The organism is Streptosporangium roseum DSM 43021 (genome assembly GCF_000024865.1).
GTDB classification, from domain to species: Bacteria; Actinomycetota; Actinomycetes; order Streptosporangiales; family Streptosporangiaceae; genus Streptosporangium; species Streptosporangium roseum.
This window is the reverse complement of sequence record NC_013595.1, coordinates 1,139,060-1,154,058: the sequence shown is the minus strand read 5'-3', so window position 1 is coordinate 1,154,058 and position 14,999 is coordinate 1,139,060. Positions and strand designations below refer to the sequence as shown.

The following is a 14,999-nucleotide window of genomic DNA, read 5'->3' as shown; positions in this document are numbered from 1 at the left end:
TACGGCCCGCACCGGGGTGCGGGCCGTACACGGGGGCTCGGAGCGTCAGGAGGGCGAGCGCCGCGGGCGGTCGCCGAGCTTCGTGAGGCGACCGGTCCACAGCCCGAACACCATCAGGACCAGCAGGCCGGCCCCCGCGAGGACGTACCACGGGCGGGCGGGCGCGGGCGTGGCGGACGGCCGGGCGGCGTCGGCCACCGCGGCGCCGGCCGGCAGCTGGTCGGAGTGGGTGGCGCAGACGATCGGCTTGTCGTCCGTCTCGGCGCTCGCGCAGGCGACGGTGGCCAGGCGCAGCAGGTCGTCCGGCGTGGCCTGCACCACGGCGGTGGTGTGGAAGGTGGCGTTCCTGCCGGCCTTCAGGTCGACGGTCCAGGTGACATGCCCCGCCTTCGCCTTGCCGTCGCGGTCGGCCGAGACGAGTTTCAGCCCGGCCGGCAGGCTCTGGGTGAGACGGAGGTCGCTCGCGTCGGTCGTGCCGATGTTGCGGACGGTCACGGTGTAGCTGAGCCTGTCTCCCTCCTTGGCGCTGGTGCGGCCGTTGTCGACGCTGATGCTCAGCGTGGGGGCCGGCTCCGCGGCCTTCTTCCCGCCCTCCTCGTGCGGGCGCGGCTTGTGCGGGGACGCCGCCGCGGGTGCGGCAAGGGCGAGGAACAGGGCCGCGCCGGCTCCGCAGACGGCGGCGGCACGCCGCGCGGTGCCGGGGGAACGGGTCTCTGCCATGGTTTCTCCTTCGGGTCACTCATGGATTCGGCTCATGAACTCTGGATTCGGGACTCATGGACTCGGGTGCGTGCGGGGGGACGTCGTCTGCGCCCCCGGTGGCACGTCATCTGGCCGTCGCGACGTAGTCGATCGTCACCGTGTAGCGGCCGGTCGGGACAAATGGGATGTCGACCTCGTAGTCGTTGCTGATGCCGTCCCCGCCCGGTGCCGACGGGAGCGGCTTGTCGTACACGAGCACCGGGTCGGTGGTGGACAGGGACCGGAAGGTCGAGGTGCCGTGCTCGCGCACGCGCAGGTTGGCGACGGGGATGCCGACGGTCACGCCGGGCTGCGCCGGGGAGAGCTCGGCCGCGGCCGCCCGCGCGGTGACGGTGTAGCCGTCGACGCTGTTGGTGACGACCGTCATCGTGACCACGTCCTCGCCCCGCACGGTCGTGTTCGGCGGGCCGGTCAGTGTGAAGTCCTCGGTCGCGCCGGTCAGGGTCATGCTCGTGGCTGCCACGGAGGTCACGACGGAGCAGCGCGGGTCGGTCCCACCGGCCGGGCAGGTGCTGCCGGTGGTCGTCGAGGTGACCTGGTTGTCCAGTTCGGCGTTCCCGGTGGCCGGGTCGGCGACGGTGACGCTGAAGGTGACGACGGCGCTGGCGTCCACGGGTAGCGCGCCCGTCCAGGTCAGCTCCGGTTCGGCGTAGGCCAGGACGCCGGTGGTGGCGACGGCGTCGCCGTTGTAGACCGCGTCATCCAGCACTCCCGCCAGCCGGTCCGTGACCGTGGCGGCGTCGTAGGGCGCCTCACCGGTGTTGGTGACGACGACCGTGTAGCGGAGGGTGCCGCCCGCGACGACCTCGCCGCCGGTGTCCGCGGTCTTGGTGATGCCGAGCGCCGGGACCAGGACGGTCGCCGTCGCCGTGCAGCGCGGGTCGGTCCCGCCCGCCGGGCAGGTCGAACCGGGTACGGCGGAGACGACGGTCCCGGACAGGAGCCGGTCACCCCGGGCCGGGTAGGCCACGGCGACCGAGTAGGTGATCGTCACCGTGGCGCCGACCGCGAGGTCGCCGGTCCAGGTCAGCTCCGGTTCGGCGTAGGCGAGCACCCCGGTGGTGGCGACGGCGTCGCCGTTGTGGACCGCGTCGTCCAGCGCCCCCGCCAGCCGGTCCGTGACCGTGGCGCCGGGGTAGCCGGTCTCGCCGGTGTTGGTGACCGTGATCGTGTAGCGGACGGTGCCGCCCGCGACGACGGTCGCCCGGTCGGCGCTCCTGACGATCGTCAACTCCGGCACGAGCAGGCGTACGAGCGTGGAGCACGCCGGGGCGGTGCCCTGGGCGGGGCAGGTGCTTCCCGGAGCGTCCGAGGTGACGACGTTGGTGAGGGTCTTGTCACCGGTGGCGGTGCCGTTCGCCGTGATGGAGTAGGTGATCGTGGCGCTCGCGCCGACCGCCAGGTCGCCGGTCCAGGTCAGCACCGGCTCCGCGTAGGCGAGCACCCCGGTGGTGGCGGCGGCGTCCCCGTTGTAGGCGGCGTCGTCCAGCAGGCCCTGCAGTGAGTCGGCGACGCTCGCCCCGGTGTACGGCGTCTGCCCGGAGTTGGTGACCGTGATCGTGTAGCCGACCGTGCCTCCGGGGACGGTGGCCGGCGCGCCGGCGGTCTTGACGATGTCCAGGGCGGGGATCAGCACGGTGACGGTCGCGCCGCAGGCGGGCGCGGTGGAGCCCACCGGGCAGGTACTGCCCGGTGCCGACGAGGCGACGGTACCGGTCATGACCTTGTCCCCGGTGTCGGGATCGGCGACGGTCACGGTGTAGGCGACGGTCACCGTCTCGCCTGTCGCCAGGTCGCCGGTCCAGGTCAGGACGGGACCGCTGAACACGACGGTGCCCGCCGTGGCGGTGGCGTCGCCGTTGTAGGCGGCGTCGTCCAGCACCTCCGTCAGCACGTCGCTGACGCTGATGCCGCTGTAGGCGGTCTGGCCGGTGTTGGCGATCGTGACCGTGTACCGCGCGGTGCCGCCGGGGGTCGTGGTCGCCCGGTCGGCGACGGTGGAGACGGCCAGGCCGGGGATCAGGACGGTGACCGTCGAGACGCACGCCGGGTCCGTGGTGCCCGCCGGGCAGGTGCTGCCGGGCGCGTTCGACGTGGCGGCGCCGGTGAGCAGCCTGTCGCCGGTGTCGGGGATGTCGACGGTGACCGAGTAGTCGACGGTCGCCGACGCCCCGGCCGCGAGGTCGCCGGTCCAGGTCAGGTCGGAGCCGGCGAAGGTGACCGTGCCGCTCGTCGCGACCGCGTCGCCGTTGTAGACCGCGTCGTCCAGCACCCCGGCCAGCGCGTCGGCGACGGTCGCCCCGGTGTACGGCGTCTGCCCGGTGTTGGTGACCGTGACCGTGTAGCCGACCGTCTCGCCTGGGGTGGCGACGACGGTGTTGGCGGCCTTGACGATCCTCAGGGCCGGGACGAGCACGGTGACGAGCGTCGTGCAGGCCGGAACGGACCCGGTGGACGGGCAGGTGCTGCCCAGGGTGTCGGAGAAGGCCCTGTTGACGATCTGCTTGTCGCCAGGATCGGGGTCGCGCACGGTGACCGTGTAGGTGATCGTGGCGCTCGCGCCGGCCGCGAGGTCACCGGTCCAGGTCAGGTCGGAGCCGGCGAAGGTGACCGTGCCGGCCGTGGCGGCCGCGTCGCCGTTGTATACGGCGTCCGGGAGCACCCGCGTGAGCCGGTCGGTCACCGTCGCCCCGGTGTACGGCGCCTGGCCGGTGTTGGCGACCGTGATCGTGTAGGCGATCGTGCCGCCGGGCGTGACCGTGCTCCTGTCCGCGCTCTTGGAGACGGCCAGGACCGGGGTCAGCACGGTCACCGCCGAGGCGCAGGCCGGGGCGGGGCTCCCGGCTGGGCAGTTGTTCCCCGGGGTGCCGGAGGTCATGACGGCGTTCATGACCTTGTCGCCGGGGTCCGGGTTCCGTACCGTCACCGAGAAGGTGACGGTGACGGTGTCGCCGACCGCGAGCGGGCCCTCCCATCTGGCCTGGCCGCTCCCGGGCACGAAGGTGAGGTTGCCCGCCGAGGCCGTCCCGTCGCCGTTGTAGGCGGCGTCGTCGAAGACGTCGGCGAGCAGGCCGTCCACGACGGCGCTGCCGTACGGCGTCTGCCCGGTGTTCGCGATCGTGACCGTGTGGTGGACCACCCCGGTCGGGATGGCCGTGGCGACGTCCGCCGAGGCCGTGATCGTGATCCTGGAGATCAGGACCGTGTTGGAGCAGCGGGTGTCGGTGCCGCCGGCCGGGCAGGTGGTGCCCGCGGTGGTGGAGGTGACCTCGCCGGTCAGCCGCTGGTCGCCGGTGCCCGGACTGCCGGTCGTGACGCTGTAGGTGACGGTGGCCCCCTGGCCGGGGGCCAGGCCTCCGGTCCAGCCGAGGGCCTGCCCGGCGAAGGTGACCGTACCGGTCGTCGCGGTCGCGTCGCCGTTGTAGACCGCGTCGTCCAGCACCCCGGCCAGCGCGTCGGCGAAGTCCGCCGCCGCGAAGGGGACCTGCCCGGTGTTGGTGACGTTCACCGTGTAGGTGACCGTGTCCCCGGGCGTGGCCGATGCCCTGTCGGCGGTCTTCACGATGGTCAGCGCGGGGGTGAGGACCACGACCCTCGCGCTGCACGCCGCGTTCGCGCTGGCGGGCGGGCAGGTGCTGCCTGCCTCGGTGGACACGACGGAGTTGGTCAGGAGCTTGTCGCCCACGTCCGGGGTGTCGGCGGTGGCCGAGTAGGTGACGGTCGCGGTCGCGCCCACCGCCAGGTCGCCGCTCCAGGTCAGGGTCTGGCCGGCGAAGCCGACCGTGCCGGTCGTCGCGGCCGCGTCGCCGTTGTAGGCGGCGTCGTCCAGCAGGCCGGCGAGCGAGTCGGTGGCGGTCGCCCCGGTGTACGGGGTCTGCCCGGTGTTGGCGATCGTGATCGTGTAGGCCACGGCGCCGCCGGGGACGGCGGCGTTCCGGTCGGCGGCCTTGGTGATCGTCAGTTCGGGGATCAGCACGTTGACGATGACGGTGCAGCCGGGAGCGGTGGCCACGGGGCAGGTGCTGCCCTGCGCCGCGGAGACCACGGTGAGGGGGATCACCCTGTCGCCCAGGTCGGGGTTGTTCACCGTGACGCTACCGGTCAGCGTCACGCTGCCCCCCACGGGAATGCTCCCGGTCCAGGTCAGCCCGTCGAGGCCCAGCGACAGCGACCCGGAGGTGGCGACCTGGTCGCCGCCGGGGACGGCGTCGTCGAGGCCGCCGTATCCGTTGAACAGGACGCTGGTCCCGTTGTACGGCGTCTGCCCGGTGTTGGTCATCACCGTGGTGTAGCGCACCACGTCGCCCGGTTCCGTGGTCGGCGCGTCGGCCGTGGTCACGATGGACAGCCTGGCCACGGTCACCGTGGCCGCGCAGCGCGGGTCGCCGCCGCCCGCCTCGCAGTTGCCGCCCGGGGACGGCGACACCAGGGTGCTGGTGAGGATGTCGTCGCCGGTGCCCGGGGTGCCGGCCGTCACCGAGTAGGTGACCGTGGTCGATCCGTTCGCCGGGACGTTCCCGGTCCAGCTCAGGAGCGGGCCGGCGACGCTGACGAGGCCCGTGCCGGCCGCGGCGTCGCCGTTGTAGGCGGCGTCGTCCAGCACCCCGGCGAGCGAGTCGGTGAACGCCGCGCCGTTGTAAGGGATCAGCCCGCTGTTGCTGATCGTGATGGTGTAGGTGACCACCTCGCCCTGCGCGACCGATCGGGTGTCCGCGGACTTGTCGAACGTCAGCGTGGTGGCCTGGGTGACCGGGACGCCGGTGCCGCAGCGCGGGTCGGTCCCTCCGGCGGGGCAGGTGGTGCCGGGGGTGGCGGAGGTGATCGTGCTCGCCAGGTTCCTGTCGCCGGTCACCGGGTTGTCGACGGTGACCGTGTAGGTGATCGTGGCGCTCGCGCCGACCGCCAGGTCACCGCTCCAGCTCAGATCCGTCCCGGCGAAGGTGACCGTACCGGTCGTCGCGGCCGCGTCGCCGTTGTAGACCGCGTCGTCCAGCACCCCGGCCAGCGCGTCGGTGAACGCCGCCCCCGTGTACGGGAGCTGCCCGGTGTTGGCCGCCGTGATCGTGTAGGTGAGTGTGCTTCCCGGCACCGCCGTCGTGGGAGTGACGCTCTTGGTGATCGTCAGGGCGGGGATGAGGACGATCACGCTGCTGGTGCATCGCGGGTCGCCGCTCGCCGGGGCGCAGTTGTTGCCGGTGGTGGGCGAGGAGACGGTGCCGGTCAGGCTTCTGTCGCCGGGGTCGGGGGCGCGCACGGTGACGGAGTAGGTGATCGTGGCGCTCGCCCCGACCGCCAGGTCACCGCTCCAGCTCAGATCCGTCCCGGCGACGCCGACAGTACCGGTCGTCGCGGCCGCGTCACCGTTGTAGACCGCGTCGTCCAGCACCCCGGCCAGCGCGTCGGTGAACGCCGCCCCCGTGTACGGCGTCTGCCCCGAGTTGGTGACGGTGACCGTGTATCCGACGGTGCCGCCCTGGACCGTGGCCGCGGTGTCGGCGGCCTTGGTGATCGTCAGACCGGGGACGAGCACGTCGAGGCGGGACGTGCAGCGGGGGTCGGAGCCGCCCGGGGGGCAGGTGGTGCCCGGCGCCTCGGAGACCAGCGTGCCGGTGAGGGTCCGGTCGCCCGTGGGCGGGTTCTTGAGCGTCAGGGTGCCGGTGATGTTGACGACGCCCCCGACGGGGATGTTGCCGGTCCAGGTGATGCCCTGGGCGTCGAGGACGAGCGTGCCGGAGTCGGCGACCTGGTCGCCGTTGGGGATGGCGTCGTCGACGGTGTCGCCGCTGGCGCTGAAGACCCTGATCCCCGTGTAGGGCACCTGCCCGGTGTTGGTGAAGGTGGCGTTGAGGCGGACCACGGAGCCGGGTGCCGCACCGGTCCGGGTGTAGCCCTGCTCCAGCACGAGGCGCGCCACCGGCACCGAGACGGTGCACCGGGGGTCGGTGCTCCCGGCCTGGCAGTTGCTCCCCCGCGCCGGCGAGACGGCGGTGCTCGTCAGCAGCGCGTCGCCGGGGTCGGGGTCGCGCACGGTGACGGAGTAGGTGATCGTGGCGCTCGCCCCGACCGCCAGGTCACCGCTCCAGCTCAGGTCCGTCCCGGCGACGCCGACGGTGCCGGTCGTCGCGGCCGCGTCGCCGTTGTAGACCGCGTCGTCCAGCACCCCGGCCAGCAGGTCGGTGACGGTGGCACCGGTGTACGGCGTCTGCCCGGAGTCGGTGACGGTGACCGTGTACTGGACGGTGGACCCGGGTGCCGCCGTCGTCGCGTCCGCGCTCTTGGAGATGGTCAGCTCCGGTACGAGGACGGCCACCGCCGCGGCGCACCGGGGGTCGGTGCCGCCGGCGGGGCAGTTGCCGCCCTGGGTGGGCGAGATCACGACGGCGGCGATCTGCCGGTCGCCGGGATCGGGGTCGCGCACGGTGACGGAGTAGGTGATCGTGGCGCTCGCGCCGACCGCCAGGTCACCGCTCCAGCTCAGATCCGTCCCGGCGAAGGTGACCGTACCGGTCGTCGCGGCCGCGTCGCCGTTGTAGACCGCGTCGTCCAGCACCCGGGTCAGCGACTCGGTCACCCGGGCACCGGTGTAGGGGGTCTCTCCCGTGTTGGCGACCGTGATCGTGTAGGTGACCGTGTCTCCCGGTGTGGCCGACTGGGTGTCGGCGGTGTTCGTGATCGTCAGGGCCGGGACCAGGACGGTGACCACGGTGAAGCAGCCGGGCGACGTCGCGCCGATGACCGGGCAGGTGCTGCCGGGCGCGGCGGAGGTGACGGAGGTCCTCAGCACCTTGTCGCCGGTGACGGGGGCGTGCACGGTGACCGAGCCGGTGATGGTGACCGTCGCGCCGGCCGCGATGTCCCCGGCCCACAGGATCGCGCCGTCCGGGGCCACGCTGAGGCTGCCCGCGTCCGTGGTGAGGTCGCCGTTGTAGGTCGCGTCGTCGAGCACGTCGGCGATGACGAACCTGGCGCCGGCGCCCGTGTACGGGGTCTGCCCGGTGTTGGCGAGCGTGACGGTGTACGGCACGACGGCACCCGGGGTCGTGGTGGCCCCGCCGGTCGCGGTGGTGATCGTCAGCTGCGGGACGAGGACCGTCACGCTGCCGGCGCACCGGGAGTCGCCGCTCCCGGCGGGACAGTTGCTGCCGGTGGTCGGCGAGGAGACCGTGCCGGTGAGCGTCATGTCACCGGGATCGGGGTCGCGCACGGTGACGGAGTAGGTGATCGTGGCGCTCGCCCCGACGTCCAGGTCGCCGACCCAGGTCAGCGTGGAGCCGGCGTAGCCGACCGAACCGCTGGTCGCGGCGGCGTCCGCGTTGTAGGTCGCGTCGTCCAGCACCCCGGCCAGCGCGTCGGCGACCGTCGCGGCGGTGTACGGCGTCTGCCCGGAGTTGGTGACCGCGATCGTGTGGCGCACGACCGATCCGGGGGTCGTGGCCGACACGTCGGCCGTCTTGGTGATCGTCAGACCGGGGACCAGGACCGAGACGCCGGTGAGGCACGCGGGTGACTGGTTTCCCACCGGGCAGGTGCTGCCCGGCGCGCCGGAGGTGACGGAGGTCCTCAGGACCCTGTCTCCGTTGTCGGGGGATTTCACCGTGACCGAGCCGGTGACCGTGACCGCCGCGCCGACGGCCAGGTCTCCGGTCCACGTGATGGTGCCGTCGGGGTTGAGGACGGCGCTGCCCGACGTCGCGGCGAGATCGCCGTTGAACGCGGCGTCGTCCAGCGCGCCCACCAGAGAGGTGGTGAAACTCGTCCCGGCGTACGGCGTCTGCCCGGTGTTGGAGGCCGTGAAGGTGTAGCGCACGACCGATCCGGGGGTCGTGGTGGTGGCGTCCGCGCTGCTGGTGATCGCCAGGGCCGGGACCAGGACGGTGACCACGGCGGTGCACTGCGGGCCGGGGTTCCCCTGCGGGCAGGTGCTTCCCGGGGTGCCGGACAGGACCGTGCCCGCGAGGCTGCGGTCTCCGGGGTCGGGGTTGCGCACCGTCACCGTGTAGGTGACGGTGGTGCTCGCGCCGACCGCGAGGTTCCCGGTCCAGGTCAGGGTGGAGCCGCTGAACGACAGGCTGCCGCTGGTCGCGGTCGCGTTGCCGTTGTAGACCGCGTCGTCCAGCACGCCCGCCAGGGCGTCGCCGAAGGTCGCCCCGGTGTACGGGGTCTGGCCGTTGTTGGTGGCCGTGACGGTGAAGCGGACCGTCCCGCCGGGTGTCGCCGTCGTGACGTCGGCGGTCTTGACGATGGACAGCCCGGCGACGGTCACCGTGGCGGAGCATCGGGGGTCGCCGCCGCCGGCCGGGCAGGTGCTGCCGACCGTCGGTGAGGTCACCGCGTTGGCCAGCACCTTGTTGCCGGTGCCGGGGCTGTTCACCGTGATCGAGTAGGTGATGGTCACGGTCGTGCCGGCGGCCACGTCGCCGGTCCAGGTCAGGGTCTGGGCGGCGAAGGAGACCGCGCCGGCGGTGGCGGCCGCGTCGCCGTTGTAGGCCGCGTCGTCCAGTATCCCCGCCAGCGCGTCGTTCACCGTCACACCGGTGAAGGCGCTCGGCCCGGTGTTGTTCACGGTGATCGTGTAGCCGACCGTGCCGCCGGCGACCGCCGAGGAGGCGCTGGCCGTCTTGACGACGACCAGGGGCCCGGACGTGACGACCAGCGTCACCGCCCTGGTGGTGGCCTGGCCGTTCGCGTCGACCGCCCGGAAGGTGACCGGGTGGCTGCCCGTCGCGGCCGGGGTGCCCGACAGCTCTCCGGTGGAGGCGTTCAGGGTCAGGCCCGGCGGCAGACTGCCCGCGCCGACCGACCACGTGTACGGCGCCGTGCCGCCGCTGACCGTCAGCGGGACGCTGTAGGTCACCCCCACCTGCGCGGCCGGCGGCGCGGGGAAGGTGAACGCCGGCTGCGGCACGATCGTCAGGCTCACCGCCGTGGTGTCGCTCTGGTTCTGGGCGTCGAGCACCTTCACCGTGAAGGAGTAGCCGCCCGCCGCGGTCGGCGTGCCCGACAGCACGCCGGTGGAGGCGTTCAGGGTCAGGCCCGGCGGCAGACTGCCCGCGCCGACCGACCACGTGTACGGCGCCGTGCCACCGCTGACCGTCAGCGGGACGCTGTAGGCGACGCCCACCTCGCCGCCCGGCGGCGCGGGGAAGGTGAACGCGGGTCTCGGCGCGATGACCAGGGTGACCTCCCGGGTGGTGCTCACATTGCCGGCATCCGTGACCCGGGCGGTGAAGGAGTAGCCGCCCGCCGCGGTCGGGGTGCCCGACAGCACGCCGGTGGAGGCGTTCAGGGTCAGGCCCGGCGGCAGGCTGCCCGCGCCGACCGACCACGTGTACGGCGCCGTGCCGGCGCTGACCGTCAGCGGGACGCTGTAGGCGGCCCCCACCTCTCCGGCCGGCGGCGCGGGGAAGGTGAACGCGGGTGGGGAGTTGGGGGTGGCGGTGGCCGAGGGCTCGGACGGCTGGCCGGGGCCGGCCGCGTTCACCGCGGTCACGGTGAACGTGTACGCGGTCCCCGGGGTCAGTCCGGTGACGCTCTGGGTGGTCGCGGCGCTGTTGAACGTCTGGGTGGGCTGCGCGACGCCGTTGACGTAGGGCGTGACGACGTAGCCGGTGATGGCGCTGCCGTTGCCCGCCGGCGCCGTCCAGGTGAGGGTGGCGGAGGAGGTTCCGGCGGTGGCCGCGGTGATGACGGGCCGGCCGGGGACGTTGTAGGGGACGACCGGGTTGGAGGCCGGGCCGGCCGAGCCGGTGCCGATCGCGTTCACCGCGGCGACGGTGAAGGTGTACGGCACGTCGGCGGTCAGCCCGGTAAGCGTCCTGCTGGTGGCCGAGGCGTCGAAGCTCACCGGGGTCTGGGCCACGCCGTTCCGGTACGGGGTCACGATGTAGCCGGTGATGGCGCCGCCGTTGCCCGCCGGCGCCGTCCAGCTCACCGTCGCGCTGGTCACCCCGGCCACGGCCGTGGGCGTGGTGGGCGTGCCGGGGCTGGCGACGTAGGTGTAGGTGGCCGCCGCGTCCAGTCCGCGGGTGACGATGTTGATGTTCACCGCGCCGTTGGTGGCCCTGGCGGGCATGGAGGGGATGGTCAGCGTGCCGTTGGCGTTGATCGTGAAGCAGCCGGTGGTGACCCCGGCCGCGCAGGGCAGCAGGACGACCGGGGTGCCCGCCTCCTGCTGGGCGGTGGTGCCGATCTCGACGGCGGTGGCGTTGGAGATGTTCGTGCCGCTCACGGTCACGGTGTTGCCGCCGGCGATCGAGCCCAGTGCCGGGCTCACGGCGATGCCGCCCGGTGCGGCCGGGAGCGTGCCGGCGGTCGTCGACGACGAGTAGGCGGGGCTGGCGTCGATCGACGAGGCCGTGGCCACGGTCGCGCTCTGGACCAGCGCCGGCGTGACGTTGCCCCCGGTGACGATGCCCACCACGGTGAGCGCCGGCAGCGCCGCCCCGGCCGCGAACGGGCCGTTGCCGTTGGTGCAGGTTATGGAGCGCCCGGACGGGGCGTCGCAGACCCATCCCGTCCCGTAGGCGCCCACGGGCACCGTCCCGGCCGGCATGGTCTGGGTGATCGAGACCGGGGAGGTCTCCGGGAGGCCCGCGGCGACGCCGGCGACGACGTTGTAGGTCACGGGGTCGCCCGGCGCCAGCGTCGAGGCAATGTAGCCGGTCTGCGCGACCGTCAGCTCGGGGACGGCGCTGATCGTGGAGACCGCGGCCTCGTCGATCTCGTGGAAGTCGGTCACGCCTCCGGTGGAGGCCACCCAGCCGAACGCCAGCTGCCGGGGGATCCCGCTGGCGTTCAGCCAGCTCGACGGGTAGAGGCCCGAGGTGACCGAGGGGAGGGTACCGGTCAGCGTCCTGGTCGCACCGCCCACCAGGGTGACCACCATCCGGTAGCTGTTGGCCGGGACCGCCAGGCCGGCGGCGGTGGTGAGGACCGAGCTGGTGGGGTTGATGCCGATCTGGACCGGGACGGCCGTACGGGCGCTCGCCCGCAGGGCGAGGGCGCTGGAGCTGGTCGAGGTGGCCGTGCTGTTGAGCGCGCAGTATCCGACGGTGCCGTTCCCCGGCCCGCGGACGAGGACCTGGCCGGGCACCCGGACGCTGCCCGTCCCGATGTAGGCGGGGTTCGTGCAGCCGCTCCCCTGGTAGGTGCTGTTGCTGAAGTTTCCGTACACGTCGAAGCCGATGCCGAGGTAGCCGTAGGCCAGGCCGGGAGAACCGCCGTTCGCGGAGTAGCCCAGCGCACCGCCGAGCTGGCCGATGTTGGCCGGGGACTGGGGGTTGGCCGGGTCGACCGCCGCCAGCACGAAGGTGATGCCGTCGGCGCCGCCTCCGCCGTACTGGTAGGTGTTGAACGTGACGTCGAGGCCCTGGGAGGTGGGCACGCTGGTGGCGCTGAAGACGCCGCCCGCCTTGCTGGTCGTCGCGTTCGTGAGGCGCAGCTTGCCGGAGCCCGCGCTGTCCGTGCTGGTGGTGCAGCTGCGCAGGACGCCGGTGCTGGTGTTACCGGAGGCGGTCAGGCACGCGAAGTTCGTCGTGCCCGTGCCGCTGGGCAGCGCGGGCAGCACCACGGCGCCGGTCCCGTTGGCCGTGTTGTTGCGGAAGGGCTGGCTGAACAGGAGCGTGCCGGCCGCCGCGGCGGCGGCTGCCTGCGTGCCGGTCAGCGCCGAACCGGTCAGGGCCAGGGCCATGATCCGGGCGACCCTTCTTCTGTGGCGGGGCGTCCATGCCACCGCGCCGACGACATCCCGGCCCCGCCGTCCGGGGCGCGTGCCCGCCCGGACGCCCGGCCACTCGCTCATGCGGCACTCCCGGCGCGCCGGAACGGCCCGCACGAGCTTCGCGACGGCGGCCGGGACCGGCCGATGAAGGAACGGGGCGCCTGCGGGTCCGTCACCTCGGCCAAGTCACAGGCGGGGACGGGGACAGCGATGGACAAAGGAACGCCAATCCCTCGATTGATCGTGATGGTGGCGACGTTCCACCTGCGAGTTCCCTCGAGAGCGGGGCACTGCGACGGATCACCGTTGACGCCGCCCGGCGCGGGCGCGCTCCCCGGCGGGACGCGTCCTACAGTGCGGGCGTGGCGTACCCGGCTGTGGCCGGAGCCGGACGGACGGGCCGTACGCCGGACGGACGGGCCGTACGCCGGACGGGGTCCCGGCCCCGGAACCGTCACCGGGCCCGCCACGCGGCTGGGCGGCCGAGCGGTTCACGGCCCTCCGCGCGCCCGTCGTGGCCGTGGAACCCGTCATGACCACGGGCCCGCCTCCCGGTGCGGGCCCTCTGGAATGCACCCGTCGAACTCTGCAGGATGCCAGCATTCGTCCCTCATCTGTTCGCCAGCGGCATCCCCTGGAAGGGAGCCTCACTTCTGTCCGCCGGCGGCCTCCCCGAAAGGGAGCTCCGCCGCAAACACTCAGAGTGTCTGATCAACTACTTGGAGTGTCAATGAAGGAGAAGTGTCGGCGTGGCGTCAGATGAGGCATTTCGCCGGGCACGGTCCGGGCGGCGATCAGGGCCGTGGCGCTACGGCAGAAGTAAGGGCAATGCGCTCTCAACCCGCCCGAATGGCACCGCGCTCCGGCCATCCGCCATAGTGGGCGCGCCCCTGCGCCTCCGCGGGCCGAGGTGAGGCGGGGACCGGCAGCCGGCTCCCCTGCTCCGCACCTTGACCGATCAATGTACTTCACGTGTGCGGGGATGGCGCTGGACCCGCGACCGGAACCCCGCGACCGGGCCGTCGGGCTCCGTGCGCGCGGGGACGACGATGGGCCCGCGGCCGGAGTCCGGCCGCCGCCGTCACCGGACCGGCGCGCTCCAGCCGGCCCCGCCCCCGCCCGGCGCGCGTGGAGCACGCCGGGCGAGGGTCACGGCCGCGTTCAGACGCAGGCCGTACGGACGACGTCCGCCAGACGGCCCGCCATCAGCTCGGCCTGCTCCGCCGAGGCGGCCTCGACCATGACGCGGATCATCGGCTCGGTGCCGCTCGGCCGGATCAGCACCCGGCCGGTCTCCCCCAGCTCCGCCTCCGCCGCCGCGACCGCGGTGGACAGCTCCGGAATCGAGGCCTTTGCCCGATCCACGCCCTTGACGTTGATCAGGACCTGCGGCAGCCGGGTCATCACCGACGCCAGCTCCGCCAGTGACCTGCCCTCACGGGCCATGACCGCCAGCAGCTGGAGCGAGGTCAGCAGACCGTCTCCGGTGGTGGCGTGATCGAGCATGAGGACGTGGCCGGACTGCTCGCCGCCGAGGTTGTAGCCGCCGGCCTTCATGGCCTCCAGCACGTAGCGGTCACCCACGGCGGTCTCGACCACGTCGATGCCCGCGTTCTTCATCGCGATCTTGAAGCCCAGGTTGGACATGACCGTGGCGACCACGGTGTCCCCCGCCAGCTTCCCCTCGGCGTGCATCGCCATGGCGAGCACGGCCATGATCTGGTCGCCGTCGACCACCTCGCCGGTGTGCGAGACCGCCAGGCAGCGGTCGGCGTCCCCGTCGTAGGCGATCCCGACGTCCGCGTTGCGGGAGATGACGATCTGCTGGAGTTTGTCGAGGTGGGTGGAGCCCACGCCGGCGTTGATGTTGAGCCCGTCGGGGCGGGCCCCGATGGTCTCAACCGTCGCCCCGGCCCTGGTCAACGCCTCGGGGGCCACCATGTGGGCGGCACCGTGGGCGCAGTCGATGACCACGTTCAGGCCGTCCAGACGGCCGGAGACGGTGGACAGCACGTGGGACACGTAACGGTCGGCCTCGCCGTGCGCTTCGCGCACGCGACCGACCGAAGCGCCGACAGGGCGCTCCCACTTCTCGCCGACCCGTTGCTCGATCTCGTTCTCCACCGCATCGGGCAGCTTGTAGCCGCCGCGGGTGAGGAACTTGATCCCGTTGTCCGGGGCGGGATTGTGGGAGGCGGAGATCATCACGCCCATGTCGGCTCCGAGAGCCGTGGTGAGGTAAGCGACCGCCGGGGTGGGCAGCACGCCGAGCCGGAGAACATCCACGCCAGACGACGCAAGGCCGGCGACCACAGCGGCCTCCAGGAATTCTCCTGAAGCCCGAGGGTCCCGGCCTACGACGGCGACGGGACGGCCTTGCCGCCCGACGCTGGCATTGAACGCCCCGGCATCGCCGAGGACATGAGCCGCGGCCACGGACAGGTCCATGGCGAGCTCGGCCGTGAGGTCGCGACCAGCGACCCCACGTACCCCGTCGGTGCCGAAAAGGCGCCCCAAC

3 protein-coding genes are annotated in these 14,999 nt (G+C 73.0%); all 3 read right to left on the bottom strand.

What is annotated here, in order from left to right:
• Positions 1-45: 45 nt before the first annotated feature.
• Positions 46-720: a DUF11 domain-containing protein gene (locus SROS_RS05400; protein WP_012887873.1), complete on the bottom strand. Its 675-nt coding sequence runs from the start codon at positions 718-720 to the stop codon at positions 46-48.
• A gap of 106 nt (positions 721-826) precedes the next feature.
• Entirely contained in the window at positions 827-12,562 is an 11,736-nt protein-coding gene (locus tag SROS_RS52700) for a DUF7927 domain-containing protein (protein WP_012887872.1), read from the bottom strand.
• A gap of 1,080 nt (positions 12,563-13,642) precedes the next feature.
• Complete coding sequence (gene glmM / locus SROS_RS05390) at positions 13,643-14,998, bottom strand: phosphoglucosamine mutase (RefSeq protein WP_012887871.1); 1,356 nt, start codon at positions 14,996-14,998, stop codon at positions 13,643-13,645.
• Between the last annotated feature and the right edge of the window lies 1 nt (position 14,999).

Excerpts from the sequence above, each read along its gene's own strand:
- SROS_RS05400 (WP_012887873.1), bottom strand. The coding sequence starts at position 720 with ATGGCAGAGACCCGTTCCCCCGGCACCGCGCGGCGTGCCGCCGCCGTC.
- SROS_RS52700 (WP_012887872.1), bottom strand. The coding sequence starts at position 12,562 with ATGAGCGAGTGGCCGGGCGTCCGGGCGGGCACGCGCCCCGGACGGCGG.